Here is a 24,788-nt window from a genome sequence, read left to right on the forward strand (position 1 = left end):
AGAGTGCTGCTTAATAAAAAGGGTATGGGGGGTAGGGAAAGACGTGATTCACGATTCTTCACTATACCCAACACCCAACACCCTGTTCTTTCGCCCTGCTCCTCTCATTCTTCATCCTCATACCCTATTCACTGTTTTTAGTTAACTCTTGATGTGCAGTAGCTGCTTGCAATTCTCCCTTCACCTTGAACACGCCATTGAAGAATGCAATCAGTCCCAAAATTGCAAAGGCTGTCACAACTACCCTTTGCAAAGAATTAAATGTAGCTTGTTCTTTTTTTTGTTGGAGTTGAAGTTTGTACAATTGTTGTTCAACTGCCTTATCTCTGAAAAAATGTAAAGCTTGCATACATTGAGAAGTATCTTCGCCTCTTTGCACTTTTTGGCAGAGTAAAATTTCCAACGATTCTTTGCGACGCTCCAGAGTGGTTAAGTCCAGAGTTACAAGTTTTTCTGATGGATGTCTATCATCAAGAGTTTTCAACTGTAATTGTTCCATTTTTTTCTGTTTCTGTTGTAGTAAGGGTGCAGAAAAGTTTTCTACACCCGAAATAAGAGCAAAGCGAAAAGGAAGGCGTATCTATACACAACGCAGAGTTTAGCCGCTTTGTCCTCAAAAAAACAATCGCCAAGAGTCATCCTTTCCCTAGTACTTTTGGCGACGGTCGTGGGGAGATCTTGAGGCAGGGGGAGGGGGCAGGGAGCAGGGGGAGAAAGAGTTTTCATTTCAGGTTTTTGCACAAATGCGGGATTTATAACTAATCAGCCGGACATGATATTATCGCTCCTGACCTACTCTTTTCTCTGATGAATTAGCCCTACCCTGCCCCCTGCACCTCTGCTTCCCTTATCAACTTTTGAACGTGGAAATCCAAATCTTCAGGCATATTAATTAGAAGTAAGTATCAATTCTTTGCGCTTGGTCGAGTTCACTATCTTCATTAAGTGCTGATTGAGATAGCTTTGGGCTGAGATATACAGTCTTTCCCAAATCTCTGGATTGCGACAGATTTTGCTGCCAATTGTATTACCTGCTGTTTTTTGCGATACTAAGTATTTACGGTAATAAGTACTCCACAAATGTTGGAGAAAACTTTCTGCAAATTCCTCGAAAGGGATAATCCAGTTATACTGCTCGTCCAGAAATACTCGATATGATGCGATGATTGGTAGTGCAAGGTCAGCCGGCAAGTCAACGGGAAATGTATCTACGTGAGCAGTCGCGATCATACAGTCTGGGCTGGCATTAATATAGTTGTCTACTTTTAGATTCCAAGTTTTTGGCATAGTTTATTTTTGATGATAGTCAATTGATATTAATCCTGTAGCATATTTTGAATTACTGCTATTTTGAGATTTACAAACTTTATAGTACACTTGTCCTATGCAAAAACACGGTGTTTGAGGATCAAAACTCCTCCCTTAAAAAAGGAGTTTCGATCTTCCACCGAAGGCGATCGCTTGTAGCCTGCAAGAATATACTAGTAACTATACTTAGTATGATGCGAAATAAATTACTTTATTGGGAGAGATGGCTCTATTCTAAGAGAGGCTAGAAGTGCAAAAGCAACTAAAATCAAGCTTGGTTTCTGTTTGAATTGTTGTTTTTTACGTTTGATTTGTATATGCAAATTTTCTCCACACTTTACCCTAATAGAGCTACTTACAGCAGCCAACCGTTGTGTAATCAAGGAAACAGCATTAACTAAACGAAAATAAAGGAATCCTGCTTTACGCATTACTTACAAAACCCCCACTATTTGAGAAAATTGAAGAAGAAGTCAGAAGACAGAATACCTGCGGTAGGCGCGATAGCGACTTCTGTAAGTAGTCGCTACGCGCCTACAGAATTCAGAATCAATTGGATGGGGATTCAAACCCCAAGACGAGTCCGCGGCTTCGTACAAGAGCCATTCTGACCGGAGGCGGAGCGTCTCCGGCTCCGCTCTGACTCCTGAGTTCTTTTATTAAATTTTGACCCTACTTTTTCAATAAGAATTTAAAAATTATCCAAAGAACTTCGCTTTTTACTGAAATTGCTTCATCTGCAAAATTTAAGCGTATTTCCTCATGTTTTGTGTCACAAAGAAGATTACAAATTGAAGAAGAATGCAGAATTCTGAATTCCGAATTCCGAATTGACTTCTGACTCCTTAAATAATAGGCGATTACCTCTTACTGGAACTATTAACTATCAAAATTGCAAGTTTAAATATTTGTGATTTGTGAAGTTATAAACCGGATCTAGTCACAAACTTATCCGGTGTATACTATTGTGCTTTTCTAGGCAAAACTGCGTCAAAAATTACATCTAAATTCCTTCTATAGAGAAACATCATGAGCCAAAAATTAATCATTCAAGATTTAATAATTATCATCGCTGCCAAAAACCATTCACCCTCTATTTTGAACCCTGATTTTCTCAAGTACAGCGGTATCGTTGCCAAAGATTGGAATTTAGCACGAGCGCCAATTTATACCCAAAGTTTTGCTCGGTTGGATTTCAGTAATGGTATTACCATTATTGCCGAACCTAACCGAGTAATGTTTATGGAATCGATGGCTGACAAGAAAATCGATTCGCTTCAAATTCCAGAAATTGCTCGCAAATACGTGCAAGCCTTACCTAATATGGAATTTGAGGGTGTAGGCATTAATCCTAGAGGATACGCCTCCTTTGCTGGTTCTGGTGATGCAGCTCGGCAGTATATGTCAGAAACACTGCTATCACCAGGAGCATGGCAAGAAGAGGGCGAAGAACCGATGCGAGCTTCACTCAACTTAGTTTATAAATTTAAACGTGCTCCCTTGTACTTAAGTGTCACTGAAGCAGCATTACGGCAAGAAGACGAAACAACCACTCCGATTGTGATGTTTAGTGGTAGTTTTAGCTATGAGTTGACTGGTGAAACAGCAGAAAAACTCACTACTTTACATCAAGCTATTGACAATTGGCAAACAGATTTGTCTACTTACTCTAACATTATTAATAACAAGTTTCTCGCTAACATGGCTTCTAGCACCGATATGGTTTCAGATACCGCAGCAGTTCCAGATTTATTTGCGATGAGTGCTACTGCTTAAATATTGCAGATTCACTCTCATTAGCTATTAGCCAACAGTTAATAGCTAATGAGAGTGAATAGCATTATTCACAATCTCTGGGGAATTGTATTTCAATCGCGAGACTATAAATATTTTGGTATTTTGGCGGACAGAGTACTCTATCTGCCATTTGCCGCACTTATAAATATTCTGTGTTCGGGATTTCTCAAGCTCTAAAAAAGAGCATTTTTTAACAAATAACTACTTTCTTTAAAAATTCATTGTTTTGATCAGAGGTTTATATGTCAGGGATGAATGAGATTTTTCCGACCTCCGACTCATTGTTGTCGAATGATGGATTCACAACGCCCATAATTGTGGACCCGTTTAACTTAGGTCAAGAAAAAGGAATTTCTCCAATAAATCCCTCGACAGCACCAGTTGGTTCTCCCAGCACAGACTTATTAATTAATACTTCTAAATATTCAACTTCTTTTGTAGAGCAACCCGACACTGTAACTCCAGGTCTGTTGTCAAAAGAACCAAACTCAATTGGCACTTCAACCACTAACTTTGATCCCCTAACAGGAGTTTCAGGCAACGAACCGTTAATTGGCTATTTGAGTGATGATGTGGAAACCTTAAGCTTTCCACTTATCCCTTTATCTTCTAGTGATGCAGAGGCAACAAACAAAACCCAGCAGCAGGCTGACTCTCATATCAGCACCATGAGTGTGCCCTCAGAGACTAGTTACCTGACTTCTAATCATCAATTAACAGATCCCATCTTAGAAATTTTCCGTACAGAGGCGATCGCGCGTTGGGCAAGTTTGGGCATCTCTGACGCAGACAAAGACATTCTCAATAACGTCAAACTCTTAATTACAGATTTACCCGGTTATAAACTGGGTTTGACCGAGGATTACGTCGTTACGATTGACACTAATGCTGCGGGTACTGGATGGTTTATCGATGCTACTCCTGCTGACGATAGTGAGTTCAGTAATATTGTTTCGGCAAGCGAGTTACGAGCTAGTGAAATCGATCCAGCCTTTGGACGTGTAGACCTGCTGACGGTAATAACTCACGAGTTCGGGCACGTACTTGGTCTGGAACACCTAAATGGCGACCAGGTAATGAATGCAACATTACCTCTGGGAACTCGACGCCTGCCAATAGAGGAGAATTTAAGTTTTACTCAAGCGGATAAACCTGTAAATGAAGCAGTAGAGTTAAGTTTACCCACAATTTCTGCTTATTGATGGTACAGTTACTGGTGATCTGAGTGCAGGTGATGTAATCAACCCTACTCGCGATGGTAGATTCAGTGATGATTACCAACTGACCGATTTTACAATTGGTAAATTGGTTACACTTGACCTATCTTCTCCAAGCTTTGACACCTATCTGCAACTTATAGATGCAGATACGGGGCTAATCATCGCCTACGATGATGATTCTGGTTCGGGTTATAACTCACTGCTAAGGTTTACTCCTGTTGATGGCATCAAATATATAGTGCGAGCTACCAGTTACAGTAGTGGCGTTACAGGAACGTACACTCTCAATGCAGCTGTTGGTGCGCCAGATTTGGTAGTAACTGCGACAAATGCACCCATCACCGCTCCAGAACGCAGTATAATTTCCCTGACTTGGACTGTTACCAACCAAGGAGAAGCAGTAGCAAGAAACGATTGGTATGACTACGTTTACTTGTCAGACAACACCATCCTTGATAGCTCAGACCGGTACATAGGCAATGTCTGGAGTGGTGATAAAATTCCACTAGCCCCAGGTGCCAGTTATACAGCCTCTACAAACATGGTACTACCTGAGCGGATTGGGTCAGGAAAACAGTACTTGCTATTTGTTGCTAACCGCGATAATTACCTCTTTGAGGAGAGTGAAACCAACAATGTCCGGGCAGTTGCCATCGAAATAACCGTACCGGATTTGGTAGTAACAGGAGCAACTGCACCTGTTGCCGTCACAGTAGGCAGCGTGGCTGAAGTTTCTTGGACAGTACTCAATCAGGGCAGCGTGTCGGCAACCCACAGCTGGTACGACCGCATTTACCTCTCCAACGACCAAATTCTAGATGGATCGGATACGCAGGTTGGTGGATTTGATTCAGGTACACCAGGCACGCCCGTTGCCGCAGGAGATACCTATTCCCTAACCAAGACTGTTACTATCCCCAAGACTGCCTTGGGAAGTCGTTACTTGCTATTTGTTACCGATGCAGATAACAATCATTACGAAACCAACGAAACTAACAACATCAAGGCAATCCCAGTTCAAGTTAACGCTCCCGACCTAATTGTCTTTGATGCTTCTGCACCCACCACCGCTGCATTAGGTGAGCAAATTACCGTCAACTGGCAGGTAACAAACCAGGGGAGTGTTACTGCCGATACCGATTGGTATGACTATTTTTACCTTTCAGATGACCAAATCCTAGATGGTTCAGACCAATACATCTCCTACAAGTGGACAGGTGACAAGACCCCCCTAGCTAGTAACACCAGCTATACTGCCACCCATAACTTTACCATTCCCACCGATGCCAAAGCCGGCAACCGTTATTTGCTGTTTGTTGCCGATCGCGATAACTACCAAGGCGAAACGAACAAAAATAACAACGTTAACGCAGTCCCGATTTATATCAAAGCTGCTGACTTGGTAGTAGATGATGCCAGTACTTCTGCTAGTTCTGTCGTCCCTGGCTCCACCCTTACCCTCTCCTACACTGTCAAAAACCAAGGTGAGACAACGGCCGCACGGGATTGGTACGACAGAATATATTTGTCCAACGATACCGTTTACGACGATTCTGATTACCAACTTTACCATCGCTGGATTTCCGCACAAACCCCACTTGCAGTAGATGGAACTTATACGGTTAACGATATTACTGTTACCTTGCCAAACAACCTGCTTGGTCAACCCGGCAGCCGTTACTTGATTTTCATAGCAGATAGGGACAACTATCAAAGCGAAACCAACGAAAGCAACAACGTTAAAGCAATTCCCATCATCATCACAGGTGATAATGCTGACTTGGAGGTGACAGCAGCAACAGCCCCCAGAGTGGTATCAACGCAACAGAATGTATCTGTTTCTTGGACGGTTAAAAATACAGGCGCTTTAACAGCATCGGCAGACTGGTACGATTCTGTTTACATTTCTAGTGACAGTACCTTGGATGCCAGCGACACCATACTAAGAGATGAATGGGTGTCGTCGCAAACACCTTTGGTAGTCAACGGACAATACACTCTGTCTCGTGACATTACAATTCCTCAAGGGAGGAATGGCAGTCAGTATTTGCTGTTTGTTGCGGATAGTTATAATTACCAAAGCGAATCCACTAAGGCGAATAACGTCCATGCTGTTCCTATAGAGGTAAGAACGCCAGACTTGCAAGTGACAAATGCTACTGCTCCAGTCCAAGCTTATGCCGGGGCGCGGATGGAAGTCGCCTGGACAGTCAGCAACAAAGGGAATGAAAGTGCCTTTGCTGATTGGTACGACTCGGTGTATTTATCTGATGACAACACGCTCTCTACCGCTACCGACATTTTGCTAAAGGATGTTCAAATCGGCAATTTGACCCCACTAGCAGATGGAACTAGTTACACGGTAACGCAACTGCTTTCAGTACCCAACAATGTCACCAAGGGTAGCAAGTATTTGCTATTTGTGGCAGACCGACGTAATCAGCAGGGTGAGTTAAATGAGGGCAATAATGTCCGGGTAGTTCCCATCAGCATTGGCGACCCCGACTTGAATTTGCCGCTGCTGCAAACGGGTAGCCCAGTTCAAAACCAAAACATACCTCAACTCGTTACCAACCCAAATCCTGGAAATTATGCTACACTTCCCGCCCTACTTGAGGTGGGCGGCACGGGACTTTTGGGACAATACTACGTACCTGGTGGAACTGTTAGTAATTTCCCCAACTACGATGCGATCGCTCCCCTTCTGACTAGAGTTGACCAGACTATTAATTTCGGCTCTACTTCGGGCGATTTCGGAGCCAATTTAGGCCAGGTAAATCATTTTGCAGCACGCTGGACTGGCAAGATTAATATTGCTACTGAGGGGAATACCACTTTTTATATTAATAGTAACGATGGCGCTCGTCTTTACATTGACAATCAGTTAGTGGTTGACAACGGCGGAGTACATAATTTTCAAGAACGTTCTGCAACCATTTACCTTACATCAGGACAGCACGATTTACGCTTAGAGTATTTTGAGTACGATCAGCAAGCGGGTGTCACTCTCAGCTACACTCCTGTAGGTGGTAGCAAGCAAGTGGTTCCCAGCAGTATTTTAACTCCTGCCAGCTTAACACCGCTTGAATCTGATCTACAAATTAGTGGCATCACAGCCCCAGCTACCTTTGGAAGAGGGCAAAGTATCAACACCAGCTGGACAGTGACAAATTTGGGTAGTAGCAGTACTCAAGGTGTCTGGGCTGACCAAATTTACCTTTCTGATGATACAACCCTAGACAGCAATGACACCCGTCTGGCTAGTTTTGTTGGAAGTAGTGCACCGCTGGCAGCAACTGCCAGCTACACCCAGGCTAAAAACATTATAATTCCCACCAACACAGGGTTGGGGAACAAGTACTTGCTGTTTGTCACCAATCCAGACAGACCTGAAAGCGATCGCACTAATAATGCCTACGCTTTGCCCGTCACTATTACAAACCCAGACCTAATTGTAACAGAGGCAACAGCTCCATCGACCGCAGCTGAACGCTCGTCAATTTTGGTGAACTGGACAGTGAAAAACCAGGGGAGCGTACCAACTCAGAGCAACGGTTGGTATGACTCTGTTTACCTTTCTGACAATACCGTTTTCGATAGTTCAGACCGCTATATGAGCGACCTCTGGACTAGCGGTAACCTGACAGCAGAAGGAACTTACAGTAAAAGTCAGAGCTTCACTTTACCAAATCAGACTGGATCGGGGAAATGGTATCTCCTGGTAATTACTGATAGAAACAACTATCAAGCAGAAACTAGTGATACTAATAACGTCTATGCCATCCCCATTAACATTACAGTCCCCGACTTAACAATTACCACCAGCAGCACTCCCACAACAGCAGCAGTTGGTGAAACTGTTTCAGTATCCTGGACTGTGAAAAATGCAGGGGCTGTATCGGCGGCATCAGACCGATATGACTCTGTTTATCTCTCCGATGACCCAACATTTGATGCAACGGACACCTACGTTACAGATTTTTACCGTAGTGGTTCTTCACCTTTAGCAGCAGGAGCTAGCGAAGTTCGCACAGGAAATATCACAATTCCTAATTCTAAACTAGGCGATCGCTACCTGCTATTTGTAGGAGATAGTACTAATTCTCAAAGCGAAACTGACGAAACTAACAATGTCTGGGCAACTCAGATCGCCATCACCGCCCCCGACTTAGTAGTATCTGATGCCGCAGCCCCTATTGTAGCCACGCAAGGAGAAACAGTATCAGTATCCTGGACAGTTACCAACTCTGGGGATGTTATCGCTGGGAGGGATTGGTATGACTCCATATATCTCTCTGACGATACTACCTTTGATGGCTCAGATCAATACGTCACTGACCGTTGGATCTCGGAAAAAACTCCATTAGCTGCTCTCTCCAGCTATAACATTCAGCAAAACATCACCATTCCCACTTATGCTAAAGCAGGCAACCGTTATTTGCTGTTTGTTGCCGATCGTGATAACTACCAAGGCGAAACGAACGAGAACAATAACTTCAAGGCAGTCCCCATCTACATTAAAGCTGCTGACCTAATAGTTTCCGATGCTAGTGCTTCTGACACTACTGTGGCCCCTGGCTCCACCCTCACCCTTTCCTATACAGTCAAAAACCAAGGGGAAAGCACAACTTCTCAGGATTGGGATGACTGGATCTACTTATCTAATGATGCTGTTTACGACGACTCTGATTATGAACTTTCCTATCGCTGGATCTCTACAGAAACCCCACTGGCTGTAGATGGTACTTATACAGTCAATAAAATCAGTGTGACGCTACCCGACAACGCAGTTGGTCAAGCTGGGAACCGATACCTGCTATTTGTAACAGACAGAAATAACAATCAACGGGAAACCAACGAAAGCAACAACGTCAAAGCAATTCCCATCATCATCACAGGTGATAATGCCGACTTAGAGGTGACAGCAGCAACAGCCCCCAGCGTGGTATCAACGCAACAGAATGTATCTGTTTCTTGGACGGTTAAAAATACAGGCATTTTAACAGCATCAGCAGATTGGTACGATTTTGTTTACATTTCTAATGACAGTACCTTGGATGCCAGCGACACCATACTAAGAGATGAATGGGTGTCGTCACAAACACCATTGGCAGTTAACGGGCAGTACAACCTTACTAGTAATATTACAATTCCTCAAGTCAGAACAGGTAATCAGTATTTACTGTTTGTCGCCGATGGTTACAACTACCAAGGTGAACTTAATGAAGTTAACAATGTTCGTGCCGTCCCAATAACAGTTCAAACCCCTGATTTAGTAGTCAATGATGCCACAGTGCCAGTAAAAAGTTATCCTGGCACGCAGATAGAAGTAAGCTGGACTGTTAAGAACCAAGGAAATGCAAGCGCTAATGCAGACTGGTACGACCGCATCTATCTGTCAGATGATGCAACTTTAAACACCAGTACAGATACTCTGCTAAAAGAAGTATGGACGAGTAACTTAACTCCTTTACCAACTGGTGACGACTATAGCATTAGCCAGTTGTTAACATTGCCCAACACTACCCCAATTGGCAGTCGCTACCTGTTATTTGTAGCAGATATCTATAATAACCAGGGTGAAACCAATGAAAATAATAATGTCAGGGCAATTTCCATTGTCATTGGCGATAACGACCCAGACTTAACAGTCACTGCTGCTACTGCTCCTACCACAGCCGTCTTGGGAGAAACTATCGCAGTCAACTGGACTGTACTAAACCAAGGCAACATAGAAGCTTCAACGGATTGGTACGACACAATTTACCTGTCCGATGACGAAACATTGGATAGCAATGATATGGCTGTCTCTTCCCAAAGTGTTGCTGAAAAGACGCCGCTAGCTGTAAATGCTACCTACAACTTTAACCGCGACATTACTATTCCCAACGCCACAACCGGGAATCGATACTTGCTGTTTGTCGCCGATGCAGGTAAGCAACAAAGTGAAAGAGACGAAACTAATAACGTCCGGGCAGTTCCAATTACCCTAACTGCACCGGATTTAGTTGTTAGTAGCGCCAGCACTACCGTTGAGGAAGCTACCTGGGGTGAAACAATCCAGGTTTCTTGGACAGTGGCAAACACTCTCGCAGTGATGGCTGCTGCTACATGGAGCGACCAAATTTATATCTCCGATGATACTACCCTAGATGGCACTGATAAGTTTGTCGCTACCTTCAGTGCAGCTTCTTATGTTCCATTAGCTGGCAACAGCAGCTATACACAAACCAACAAGAGCATTACTATCCCAACCAATTCGGGAACTGGGAGTAAATACCTGCTATTTGTGGCAGATGCCAACGATGCCCAAGGTGAGACCGATAACAACAATAACGTCAGAGCAATACCTTTCGAGGTGAAGGCACCCAATCTGCAAGTCACTGACGCCAACGCTCCCACAACAGCAACGTGGGGCGAAACCATTAATGTCTCTTGGATGATGACTAATCAGGGTACAGGTGCAGCCCTAGCAGATTGGTGGGACTACGTATATCTTTCCAGCAATCCTACCCTAGATGGTAATGATACTTACTTAGGCAATTTATCAGCAGCAAATCAAAGTCCCCTAGTATCTGGTGGTAGCTACACCAAAAACCGCAATGTTACTATCCCAACCGTCACCCCTGGAACCTGGTATTTGTTATTTGCTACTGATAATAACGGCAATCAACAGGCAGAGAGCAATGAAACAGATAATGTACGTGCTGTTGCCTTGGAGATAAAAGCTCCGGATCTGGTTGTCTCTGCTGTCACGGCTCCTACCTCCAGCATTTTGAGTGCGACAATTCCGGTAAGCTGGACTGTAACTAACCAGGGAACTGGCGCAGCCCTAGCTGATTGGTGGGATTACGTTTACCTCTCAGCAAACCAGACCTTGGATGGAAATGACACCTTTGTCGGTAATTTATGGACAGGAGACGAGACTCCACTGGCGGCAGGAGCTAGTTACACGGTAGGTCGTAATGTAACGGTTCCCAATGTAACAGCGGGAACTTGGTATTTGTTATTTGCAGCAGACCGAGATAATTACCAATCTGAGACGGATAACAATAATAATCTTAAAGCAGTCGCCATCGAACTGGGTGTGCCGGATATTGAACTAACTGCTGCCACTGCTCCTGAAACTGCCAGCACCTTTGAAACTATTCAGGTCGGTTGGACTGTTACCAACACGGGGAATATTGTAGCTCCAGCAGATTGGTCTGATTATGTTTACCTGTCGGATGATGCAACAGTAGATGAAAACGACATTCAATTAGGCTACCTATCAGCAGCCGATCAAACTCCCCTGAGCGCTGGTACTAGCTATACTCAAACCCTGAATGTCACCATTCCTGGTACAGCAAGGGGCAACAAGTACCTGTTGTTTGTTGCCGATCGCAACAATACTCAAGGCGAAAGTAACGAAAGCAACAACGTGCGTGCCTTGCAGCTGACAGTTAACGCTCCAGACTTAATCGTCTCTGACGCTACCGCTCCAAATCGCGCTATTCTAGGCGAAACTATTGACGTTTCTTGGACAGTCACTAACTCTGGTAGTGGTTCGGCTTTTGCTGATTGGTACGATAGTATTTACCTGAGCGATGACGCAAACTTTGATGTCTTAGATACTTATGTTGCTGACTTCTGGACAGCAGAAAAGACGCCATTAGCGCCGGGAGCCAGCTACAGTATTGCCCAAAAGATTACTGTTCCCAACACTGCTACGGGCAACCGTTACCTGCTGTTTGTTGCTGACCGTACCAACAACCAAGGCGAAACAAACGAGAGTAACAATGTCAAAGCGATCGCCGTTACTGTAGGTTCCCTTGACCTTATACCAACTATTACCTCATCTCCCATCACAGCCACATCTGGTACAACTGTATCCTTAGAATGGTCAGTAAGCAACGCAGGTTCAGCAGAAGCAACGGGCAATTGGGTTGACCGCATATATTTATCTACAGATAATAAATTTGATACCAGCGATTTATTGCTTAAAGAAGAGCATTTTGATGGCTCACTCTTATCAGGTGACAGTTATCTTAGCCAACTTGACCTCAACTTGCCTTTAGAAGTAAGTGGCAATCGTTATTTACTCGTAGTAACCGATGCCAACAAGCAAATTAAAGAACTTGGTGCTGAAGAAAATAACGTAGCCGCTTCTTTAATTAATATCGAACTAGCTCCATACGCAGATTTAACTGTCTCCAATGTCACTGCACCTGCCTTGACCGTTGGCGACCCAGCACAGGTAATGATTGGCTGGACAGTAACTAACCTTGGCACTGGGATTGGTCAAACTAACACATGGGTTGACCGGATTATTGCCTCAACAGACAGCATAATCGGTAACAGGGACGACATCCTGCTGGCTAGTTTCTCCAATCTCAAACCTTTGAATCTAGGTGAAAATTACACCCGCTCTGAAAAACTGCGACTTTCTCCTGGTTTCCAAGGACAATATCAGCTATTCGTCCAAACTGATGCCACAGGAGTTGTCTTCGAGAACAACTTAGAGGCAAATAATATCGCCGTTGCTAATAATACTTTCAGTGTTGTTCCCATCCCCTACGCAGACTTAGTTGTTGATGAAGTACAAGTGCAGTCAAACGCCAGCAGCGGGCAGAAAATGCAGGTTTCTTGGACAGTTGCCAACAATGGCATTGGTACAACCAATACTAATTCCTGGAGCGATCGCGTTTTCTTAGCAACCGATCCAGAAGGTAAAAACATAGTTGCCAATTTAGGAAGCTTTGAACAGATAGGTGCATTGGCAGTTGGTGGTACTTACAACCGTTCTGTGGATGTCACCCTCCCCAACGGTTTAAGCGGTACTTATTATCTAGTCGTTACCACAGGCGGGCCGTTTGAATTTATTTACACCAACAACAACAGCCGCGTCTCCAATGCCGTCTTAGTTACTCTCACTCCGCCTCCCGACTTAGTTGTAACTAATGTCACTTCTCCCACTACAGCAGTACAATCAGGCAGCAAGATTGACGTATCCTGGAGTGTGGAAAACTCTGCCACGGGTGATGCAACAGGCACATGGGTTGATAGTATATTTATCCGAGAAGCGGGTAACGCCAACGGTCAATTAATTTCGCTGGGCAGCTTTACTTACGGAAACGGTCTTGTGGCTGGCAAATCTTATACTCGCTCCGAACAGTTTGTTTTGCCTTCCACCCTCCAAGGTCTGTACGAAGTTGTCGTCAAAACTAACACCAGCAATTCACTATACGAGCATGGTGCTACTGGTAACAACATCACTACAGCAGCCAACCCCATACTTCTTAGCCTTGCTCCCCGCCCCGACCTGCAAGTCAAGCAAATTATTGCACCAACAACCGCCAACGCAGGTGGTACAATCTCCCTAGAATTTATTGTTGCCAATGAAGGCATTGTTGCTACCACCACCCCCAATTGGCAAGACCGAGTTTACTTGTCATTGGATGACAAAATTAGCTCAGACGACTTGTACTTTAGCTTTAGTAATGCAGCGGCTTTGGGATCTCTTGAAAGTTACCGCACCCAAGCTAATACCTTGGTGATTCCCAAATATTTCCGGGGTAAAGCATACCTAATTGTCCAAACTGATGCTGCTGGGCAAGTTAACGAATATCCCCAAGAATCCAACAATACTAGCTTCGTTGAGTTAAATATCAATTCCTTGCCACCAGCCGACTTGGTTACCAGTGATGTCGTCGCTCCCACGCTCGCATTTGAAGGTTCCAAAATTAAGGTGCGCTACACTGTCACCAACCAGGGTATTGGCGAAAGCGATCGCGATAATTGGACTGACACCATCTGGTTAACCCGTGACAAAAACCGCCCTTCTCCTGCAAATAGAGAGGGAGGAGCCGAAGATATTTTATTAACCAGCGTCGGACACAGTGGCTCTTTAAAAGTTGGCTCTAGCTATGAAACAGAAGTTGAAGTCACTCTCCCCAGTCAAGTAACGGGCGAGTGGTACATAACGCCTTGGACAGATGCCTACAACGTCGTTTTAGAAGATACATTATCTATTAATAACAACCCAGACGACCCCAACGAGCTAGACAACAACAACTATAAAGCTCGCCCAATTACAATACTGCTGACACCGCCACCGGATTTGGTCGTAACATCAGTAACACCAACAGTACAAGCCGTTGGCGGACAACCATTTAGCGTTAGCTGGGAGGTTAAGAATCAAGGTGCCAACTCAACCTCAGAAAATAGATGGTTTGACTCAGTTTACCTATCTGACAACCCCACACTTAATGCTCCGGGAGCCAAGCAGTGGTACTTAGGCAGAGTTGAACGTACTGGTAGTTTGGGAGTCAACCAAACCTACACCTCTAAGCTTGATACCGTCCTTACCCCTGGTGCTGCTGGTAAATACATCATCGTCCAGACTAACTATGACAACTATAGCAACAGTGTTTGGGAAGGGCCTTATACCAACAACAACCAAAGTTCAGCAGAAACTAATGTTACCAGCACTCCCGCCGACTTAATTGTTACAAATGTAAAAACTTTACCGCAAAACTTTTCTGGAGAAGGCACCACCGTTGAGTGGACGGTGCAAAACGTTGGTAGTGATATTTGGTCGGGAACCCGGTACTGGTATGACGAAATCTGGGTTTCCCCCGACCCCACCTTTATTCCCAGTCGAGCAACTAAAGTCGGATTCGTTCCCTACAGTTCCCAACAACCACTCCGTACAGGCGACAGTTACACCCAAAAGCACGATATTACCCTGCCTGCGGGAATTGATGGCGAGTACTATATTCACGTCAGTACGGATTACAGCTACGACTACAATACCCAAAAATTCCGAGGTGAAATTCCCAGCAGTGGCGATAACAATTCCTCTCGGCAAAGCTTTGAATATCGAGTATTTGAAGACCCAAGCAATAATTTAGGCAACGCAATCATCCCGGTTACCTACAAGGAACCAGATTTACAAATTACCAATCTTGTAGTACCTCAAACACCACCCACCTCCGGTCAGACAATTTCTGTTAGCTGGACTGTCACCAACACCGGTACTCGCGATACCCGACAAACTTCCTGGAGCGATCGCGTTTACCTCTCTCGCGACCAGTCTTTAGATTTAAACGATACATTACTGGGACAATTCGCCCGTCGTAATGGCTTAAAACAAGGTGAATCCTACACGAGCAGTGGTGAAATTACTTTGCCTGATGGTATTGAAGGCAACTATTATTTGCTCTTGTTTACAGACTCTAATATTACTGAACAACCAAGCAGCAACTCTAAGCTAGGCTTGGATAGCAACTCGACCTTTGCTCGCGTACCTGAATTTAAGGATGAAGGCAACAATATTACTTTTGCTCCCTTGCAAGTCATCTTGCAACCAGCAGCCGACTTGCAGGTAACTTCAATTAAAATTCCAGAACGCGCTACAACTGGGCAAACCTTCAATCTGGAATACACGGTAACAAACAATGGTGCAGGCGACACACCTATTCGCCAAAGCAAGTGGAGAGATTTAATTTACCTCTCGCGCGACGAATTCCTAGATTTGCAAGCAGACCGCTATTTGGGATACTTTGAACATACTGATGGTTTGAAAGCACTTAGCAGCTACACCGTTAACAAGACCCTGACACTGCCTGTTGACCTAACTGGCCCTTACTACGTCTTTGTAATTACCGATGCACCTCAAAACAATGTCCGGGGTCAGGTCTTTGAAGGCAATAACGAAGGCAATAACGCTAAACCCAGCGCCCAACCCTTAATTTTACAACTGCCGCCGCCAGCAGATTTACAAGTAGACGAAATTACCATCCCTGCTACTGCTAAATCTGGCGACTCTATCCAAATTAGCTTCAAAGTCACCAATCGCGGTGACAATCCAGCAACCGGAGAGTGGAGTGATGCAGTTTATTTGTCAGAAGATGCAATCTGGGATATTAATGACCGTCCCATCGGTCGCGTCACCTATAGCGGCAACCTGGCTACTGACGCTTCTTACACTTCAACACTGACAGCAAATTTACCACCAGCAACTCCAGGTCAATATCGCATTATTGTCCGCTCTGATATCTTTAATTCTGTTTACGAAGCTGATTTTGAATCCAATAACCGCACTACTTCTGCCGATACCCTGGAAGTTACGGTCGAGCAATTGCAGTTGGGCGTACCTTTAAATACAACACTCAACACCGGACAAGAACGGCTGTTCCAAATTGACCTCCAAGCAGGTCAAACGCTGCGTATAAACACCACTTCGTCTGCCACTGATACTGCAAACGAAGTTTTTGTCCGCTTCCAGTCTGCACCTACCAGTATTGTTTATGACGCTGCTTATACAGGAGAATTAGGAGCAAACCAGTCTGTTGTTATTCCTACGACCAAATCAGGCACTTATTACGTACTGGTGCGCGGTTACTCTCAACCCAGCAACAACACTCCCATCAGCATACTGGCTGACGTTCTGCCCTTTGGTATTACTGATGTAATCGCCGACCGTGGTGGTGACAGTCGCTACGTTACTGCCAACATTTTCGGAGCGCAGTTCCAGCCGGAAGCAATTGTCAAGTTGGTCAGACCCACAATTGCCGAGTACATTCCAGTTAGATCGCAGGTCATCGACAGTACAAAAATCACTGCCATCTTTGACCTCACTAACGCACCCCACGGGCTTTATGATGTTAAAGTTATCAACCCAGATGGTAGAGAAGCAATTGTACCCTACCGTTATTTGGTAGAACGGGCAATTGAACCGGATGTCACTGTCGGTTTGGGTGGCCCCAGCGTCTTGGCACCAGGAGATTTTGGCACCTATGGCGTGTCTGTCCAAAGTTTGACTAACATCGATACGCCCTACGTGCATTTCTCTATTGGTACACCCCAGTTGGGAACAAACTCAGATGTCTTCAATCTCCCCTACACGGAATTTAGCTCAAATCTGCGGGGCAATCCAGAGGGTGTTTTGCAAGACGTACCTTGGGCTAGCCTCATCTCTGATGTCAATACCAATGGTGAAATTATCGCCCCTGGTTACGTCCTCGACTTGCCCAACGCAGGATTTGTCGGTCGCACATTTAACGTTCAAACTTACCCAGGACTGCAAGAGGAACTCGCAAAAGACCCCAAAGGTTTAGAGGATGTTTCCGACGACGCTATTGCTTTTAGGTTCCACATCCTGGCAACGGCGACAGCAATGACTCGTGATGAATTTGTGCAAGAGCAAACACAGCAAGCGCTCTTGCTGCGGAACGCTATCCTACTAGACCAAACTGCATCCCAAGCTTTAACCGTACTGGCAGCAGATGCCAACACTTGGACTAATGCTTACTTGGCAGCATTGGAAGAAGCAGGATTGTTGCGCCCAGAAGACGAAGCGCCTCCTATTCGTGAAAATCCGCAAGTGATTAGCTTAATGGCAACCCTTGCCACTGGACTGTTGCTTGGCCCGGCGGGCAATGAAATTATCTCCAATGGCAATCTGGTCAGTTTCTTTGAACAAATTCGCAAGTGGTACGGTCACAACCCCAGCTTGAGGGGGCAGGAATTGCCTCCCAACCCGCAACAGTTTGATTTAGGACTGTCGCGCAAAACCCACGTTCAATCATTTAACGTTTACGTTCCCTTTGGGGAAGCTAGGGTTGACCTACCCCAAGGCGTTTCCGTACCGCCACCTAATTTTGCTAGCTTCTTCAATGCAGCCGGAACAACAAGCAACCTTGCTACCCTAACAGGCCCGGTAGGCTTTGGTGCCGAAAATATTGTACCTTTGGGTGCGGCACTACCCTACACCATCCGCTTTGAAAATGCTGCCACAGCCTCAACTGCTGTTGGTGAAGTACGAATTGTCACCAAACTTGACTCCGACCTCGACCCGCGTAACTTCCAGTTGGGTGATTTGCGTTTGGGCGATATCCAAGTTCACATTCCCGCCGGACGTGCTACTTTCTCTGGTGACTTTGACTTTATCCGCAGCAAGGGATTTATCCTCAGAGTCAGTGCTGGGCTGGATGTTATCTCTAACACTGCTACATGGCTCGTTCAGGCAATTGACCCCAATACCGGGGAGGTAATGCAAAACCCGAATATTGGTCTGTTGCCACCCAATAATGCCAATGGGGTGGGCAGTGGTTTTGTTACTTACAGCGTACTTCCTTTAGCTGGCAGTGCTACTGGTACGGAAATCACAACCGAAGCGCGAGTCATCTTTAACACTGCCGCACCCATAGATACGGCACGGGTGACTAATATCATTGATGGTGTTGCCCCAACCACAGTATTAACTGTCACACCTTTAGTTGCAGGTGGTTCCGACTACTTGGTGAACTGGACGGCAACTGATGATGCCGCAGGTGCGGGAGTGAAGCACGTAACGGTGTATGTAGCAGAAGATGGTAGTACCTACAGGATTTGGAAGCAGCAGACTACTGAAACTTCTGGTGTTTACACTGGTCGTGCCGGACACACCTACGAATTTTTGGCACTGGCAACAGATAATGCAGGCAATAGGGAACAACCAGGACTGGGTATTAGCACACCTAACGACGGCTTCCAAGTGAACTTGGGTACATTACCGATGGTTGAAAAGACTACTCAACCTGATTTAGGTACTCCCCCTGCACCCAACCCAGAACCATCTACGAATGGGCTGTTTTTAGAAGCAAAACAAGGCATTCCTGCCGTCGCACCGACTACAAATCCATCTGAATTTAAGAGCGTTCTCCGTCCCTTCACTGCTGCTGCTTTCGCTACAGGCATTCCAAACAGCCACGCTAATATCGCTCCTTTGGCAATTACAATCCTTGAGGATGGTTCGGTCTTAGCTAGCGGTGGTGCGAACCGTGGTTCATTGTACCGCTTCGACAAGGATGGTGGTGCTGCTAGTACTCCCATTGCTACATTATCCCAGCCCATTTTTGACATGGCTGTGGATAGCAATAATACTCTTTGGGCAACTACAGGTGGCGGGCCTTTACTGCAACTTGATTTACAAACTGGCAAAGTTGTCAAGCAGTACGGCGATAGTATTACTCAAGCACTGGCAATCCAAAAAGAAACGGGACTAATTTACGTTTCTTCTGGCAAGGGCATTGAAATCTTCAATCCCCAAACCGAAACTTTCACGCATTATAGTGACTTGCGGGTAGACAGTTTGGCATTTGACGCTGATCGTAAACTGTGGGCGACTACCTGGCCAGAACGTGGGGACATCGTTCGCTTTAATGAGCAAGGCAAAGCCCAACGGATGCTTTCTTTTGATAGTCCTGTTGATTCTATCGCCTTTGGCATGAAGGGAACTCGTCTGGAAGGGCTGTTGTTTGTTTCCAACAACAATACTAAGACAGGAACGCAGCAGGATGGGCGGATATATATGGTTGACTTGGCGACGTTACAATACGTAACGTTGGCATCTGGTGGTAGCAGGGGTGAAAATATCGAGACTACAGCAGATGGTCGCGTTTTACTCAGTCAGTCCCATCAAATTGATGTATTTAGTCCCCTTGTCGCACCTCAAGTCAAAGCCACTAACCCCGCACCCGATGCGATTGTTGCATTGCCCCAAGGTACAATTAGCATCACCTTTGACTCTGATATGTACGCTGGTGCGGCTAACGACACCGCTTCCGTTCTCAACCCAGCCAACTTTGAGTTGGTAAGTAGCAGCGGTACGCTAACACCACAGTTTGTCCGCTACGATGCATTAACTCGTACCGTTCTGCTAGACTTTAACACTATTACACCAGGCGAATATGAAATTCAGGTATCTCCAACTATTAAGAGTGCGGCAGGAGTAGAACTTACTGGCGGTTATCAAGAGCAATTCACAGCAATTTCTGACTTCTCATCGCTGGTAGACTTCCAATTTAGCAATGCCCGTTCTGACCGCGCTAGCCAGACTATTTCCTATGATGTCACCCTTACTAGTAAGGCGGATTGGGATTTACAGTTGCCATTGATGTTGTTGCTTGACCCAGCCCAGTACTTTACAGGCGTACCAACAAGTGCAACACGCGATGCATCTGGCGCATACCTGATAGATTTGCGGGACAATTTACCTCAAGGTGTCCTTAAAGGAGGTCAATCAACCACAGTTCGCACTATCACCGTCTACGATCCAGATGCGCTGCGGGTGGAGTTTACACCCGGAATTTATGCCCTGCCGTATCCGAACCAAGCCCCAATTATTACTTCTAATCCAGTACTCACTGCTTTTTCTGGTCAACAGTATACCTATCAAGTTGCGGCAAATGACCCAGATGGTGCTGTTCTAGGATATCTGCTGTACGATGCACCACTAGGAATGAGTGTTGACAGCAATGGTTTAATTACCTGGACACCAACACAAAGTAGTCCTGCTAGCAGTAATGTTACTTTGCAAGTATACGACCTGCGTGGTGCTCAGACAACGCAGACTTTTAGTTTAAATGTCGTAGGTGGCAACCATTTACCAGTATTTAATACCCCTGTTGTAACTGGCGGAACAGTTTCTTCCCCCACTCCCTCACTCCCTCACTCCCTCACTCCCTCACTCCTAATTAAAGGTGCTGAAGCTAAACCCTTACAAATTCAACTTAACGCCACAGATAGCGATCGCAATCAACTAACATTCTGGGCTAACAACTTACCCGGTGGTGCAACCTTTGACTCGAAGACTGGCGTCCTGACTTGGACTCCTGGTTATGAGGCTGCTGGCACTTATGAAAATGTACAGTTCACCGTTAGCGATGGTGAGACAGCACTGCGGGAGGGTTTCCCTCCGCAGGTGACTGCGAACCCGAAGGGTATAGAAAGAGTAACGCAAACTGCAACTATCCTGATTGCGCCTACAAACCAAGCTCCCACCCTCATCCGTCCTGCTGACCGTATAGTTAGAGAAGGTGAGAAAGTCCGCATTCAACTACAAGCCACCGACGCAGATATAATCGATTCTATTTCCCCACTTCCGACTTCCGACTTCCAACTTCCGACTTCCAGCCTCACCTACAATAGCAACCTCCTCCCTGGTGGTTCTACCCTCGATCCGCGCACAGGATTATTTGAATGGACACCAGCCTACTTCCAAGCAGGTGAGTTTGAAATTCCCTTTACGGTCAGTGACGGTGAATCATTTACTACACAAACTACTAAGATAACCGTCCTCAATGTCAATGCTGCGCCTGTATTTGACGACTTCGGTACATGGCAAGTACAGTCAGGACAGCAAGTTCGCTTCCGCGCGTTTGCTTTTGATCCAGATAACCCCGGCTTTGTGCCGCAAGACCGTAATGCTGATGGTCAGTTAACTATCCTTGAAGGTAGCGACCCGTCTGTTACTTATACTGTCTCAGGTTTGCCAGATGGTGCTACTTTCGACCCAGTAACGGCGATGTTTATCTGGACACCAGGATTTAGCAGTGCAGGTACTTACAACGTTACCTTCACTGCTACTGACGATGGTAATGGTACTTCTGCAAACAAGTCAGCTACAGTCACTGTACCAATTACTGTCTTCAATACCAACCGTGCGCCGCAAATTAGCGAATTTTCCAACATTACCCTCAACCGGGGCGAAGTGCAGGAGTTGGTATTGCAAGCAACAGACGCTGATGGCGACCCATTGGTACTACAACTAAAACCAGAGTCTACTGGTTATGAGCTTCCTTCGTTTGTCACCTTTACCGATAATGGTGATGGTACAGGCAAGTTGCGTTTGACACCTGGTGTTGAAGATAGTGGCGATTACACCCTTGTTCTAACTGCAACTGACAACGGTAATGGTGGTGGTGGCAATGCTGTGCAACAAGATGAATATACGTTTGTTGTTTCAGTTAATGCACCTAATGACCCGCCAAAATTGCCTTTAATTGGTGACAAAGTTGCAGTTGTGGGTGAACAACTACAATTTCTGATTCAAGCAAGCGATCGCAATCAGGATAACCTAACTTTTAATCTCAACGGTTTGCCTGTGGGTGCAACTCTGACGCCAACAGGAATTTACGGGCAAGCTTTGTTGCAATGGACACCAACTGCTGCTGATATCAATACATATCCTGTCACAACTACAGTCACTGATAGTGGCAATGGCAACCAAGAGGAAATTCTCAGCAGTCAGCAACAGTTTAACCTAGTTGTCCGTACCTCAAATACAACACCTGTCTTGGCACCAATTACCAACTCCTCTGTTGCAGAAGGGCAAACCCTAACTCTGCAATTGGCTGCTACGGATGCAGATGGCGATATTCTCACTTACACTGCGAATAATTTGCCAACCGGGGCAGTACTTGACCCAGTACAAGGTATTCTGACTTGGAAACCTAACTTCACCTCTGGTGGAACTTACAACAACATTACCCTAACTGCCAGCGATGGTAACAGAAGTAGTTCTCAAACTTTCTCAATTAATGTCACCAACACTAACATTGCACCAGTATTGGCACCACTACCAGTGCAAACAGGCAAGGAAAACTCCATCATCGAGTTTACTCTAGCAGCAGGAGACATTGACACTGACTCTTTAATTTACTCAGCAGTCTCCTCATTGCCGACTGGCGCTACCTTAGACCCCAGAAGTGGTAAGTTCTCCTGGAAACCTAACTACGAACAGGCAGGAGAATATGTCCTGACGTTTGCTGCTACTGACCCCTTTGCTGCTAGGGATACTCGCGATGTTACCCTCCGTGTCGCCAATGTCAATCGCACTCCTACTCTGACTGTATCTGACCGTGCTGTTGCACTCGGCAACAACTTGTCCTTCAACCTTGTCGCCACCGATCCCGACTTCAATACCACACTAACTTATAGTGTTGATAATCTCCCAGAAGGAGCAACCCTGGATGCTACAACGGGACAGTTTAGCTGGTCTCCCAGTCCCGGACAAGTGGGTGATTACAGCGTTACTTTTGCTGTTAGTGATAATGAAGCGACAGTAACGCAGACATCCTTAATTCAAGTTGCACTTGCCCCCGAACCACCAACTGTAACTGTTGATTTAACCCCCAGTTTCCCTGCTGTACCGGGACAAAAAGTGGTGGTGCAGGCTGTTGCCAAGGGATTAGCTGATATTACCAGTTTGAGCGCAACTATCGATGGTAGCCCCGTAACTATCGATAGTCAGGGACGGTTCAGTTTCACTCCCACTACTGCTGGTCGTGCGATTGTAGAAGTTATAGCTACAGATGCCGATGGTCGCATAGGGACTACCAGTACTGTAATTAAGGTGCGCGATCCAGAAGACTCTATTGCACCAGTTGTTGCATTTGTTGCCGGTTTAGATGGATCGAAGCTGACAGAGGTAACTGACATTATTGGCAGTATTAGCGATCGCAATTTGGATAACTGGGTGTTGTCGGTTGCTGATTTTGGTAGTAATCACTGGAGTGCGATCGCAGGTGGTAATCAGTTAGCAAATGGTGTTCTGGCTGAGTTTGACCCAACTAAATTAGAAAATGGTTTCTATCAGTTGCGCTTGCAGGCAACTGATATTAGTGGTCGCACTTCTTCAACGCAAGTAGTGGTTGAGGCCAATAGTGGTACCAACAAGAGTGCATATGTGCGAACTGAAACTGATTTATCAATCACTTTTTCTTCTACCCTCACTCACTCCCTCCCTGGTTCCCTCACTCCTCTAAATTTAGTACGTACCTATAGTTCTCTTAATGCCTCGGATATTGGCAGCTTTGGCTACGGCTGGCAATTGGCTAATACGGATGCCAATATCCAAACCAATGTACCATTGACTGGAAGAGAACAATTAGGCGTATACGAACCTTTCCGTGTCGGCACAAGACTTTATCTGACGTTGCCTACTGGGGAAAGAGTTGGGTTTACGTTTGCACCACAAAAACACACAATTCCTGGTCTTACTTACTACACGCCTGCTTGGGTGGCTGATGCTGGAGTGAATTACACCTTACAATCGGCGGATGCGGTATTAACTCTGGCTGGAAATCGGCTGTATGACCTCAAGACTGGTCATGCTTACAATCCTGCGAGTGGGGAATTCAATGGTGCTGAGTATACACTCTCCTCGGCAGATGGTACTGTTTATTACCTGAGTACAAGCCGTGGTGTTGTTGAGCAAGTTGCAGCCAATGGGACGCGGTTTGTTTATAGCGATAGTGGCATTACTAGTTCTACTGGCGAGACGTACGTTTTGTTAAGGATGCGACTGGACGGTTGACGCAGATTACAGCGCCAGATGGCAGCTTGGTAACTTATACATATGATGCCCAAGGTAATTTGGTATCAGCCCGTAATCTTGCATCTGGAGAATCACACCGCTATGGCTATTCTTCTTCCCCCACTCCCTCACTCCCTCCCTCACTCACTCCCTCCCTCACTCCCTCCCTCCTCACCCTAGTAACAGGAACACCGGGAACCGCAGGATCAGCAATTACCTATTCTACAACCACACCGCAAGTCTCACCTGTGCTGGCTGATTTAGGTAGTGCAGCGCAATTTACTGGCAAGACAACCAGTGATAGTTTAGCTGCGGGTGAGAGATCGCGCTATACGTTTAGT

At 45.6% G+C, this 24,788-nt stretch carries 4 protein-coding genes and 1 pseudogene; 3 read left to right on the forward strand and 2 right to left on the reverse strand.

What is annotated here, in order from left to right:
- Positions 1-124: 124 nt before the first annotated feature.
- Together QUB80_RS34030 and QUB80_RS34035 are read right to left on the reverse strand one after the other, a co-directional pair.
- On the reverse strand, positions 125-499 hold the full coding sequence (locus QUB80_RS34030; protein WP_289793879.1) for a hypothetical protein: 375 nt from the start codon (positions 497-499) through the stop codon (positions 125-127).
- 389 nt (positions 500-888) lie between these two features.
- Positions 889-1,188, reverse strand: a pseudogene (locus tag QUB80_RS34035) (AIPR family protein); the annotation flags it as partial.
- A 1,149-nt stretch (positions 1,189-2,337) separates the two neighbouring features.
- Here QUB80_RS34035 and QUB80_RS34040 point away from each other — a divergent pair.
- The 3 genes from QUB80_RS34040 (at position 2,338) to QUB80_RS34050 (ending at position 24,447) form a co-directional block, all read left to right on the forward strand.
- Positions 2,338-3,084, forward strand: coding sequence for a hypothetical protein (locus QUB80_RS34040; RefSeq protein ID WP_289793880.1), 747 nt, complete (start codon positions 2,338-2,340; stop codon positions 3,082-3,084).
- 263 nt (positions 3,085-3,347) lie between these two features.
- Positions 3,348-4,307: a matrixin family metalloprotease gene (locus QUB80_RS34045; RefSeq protein ID WP_289793881.1), complete on the forward strand. Its 960-nt coding sequence runs from the start codon at positions 3,348-3,350 to the stop codon at positions 4,305-4,307.
- Positions 4,308-4,410: 103 nt separating this feature from the next.
- On the forward strand, positions 4,411-24,447 hold the full coding sequence (locus tag QUB80_RS34050) for a CARDB domain-containing protein (RefSeq protein WP_289793882.1): 20,037 nt from the start codon (positions 4,411-4,413) through the stop codon (positions 24,445-24,447).
- Positions 24,448-24,788: the final 341 nt, after the last annotated feature.

It is taken from the genome of Chlorogloeopsis sp. ULAP01 (genome assembly GCF_030381805.1).
GTDB lineage: Bacteria > Cyanobacteriota > Cyanobacteriia > Cyanobacteriales > Nostocaceae > Chlorogloeopsis.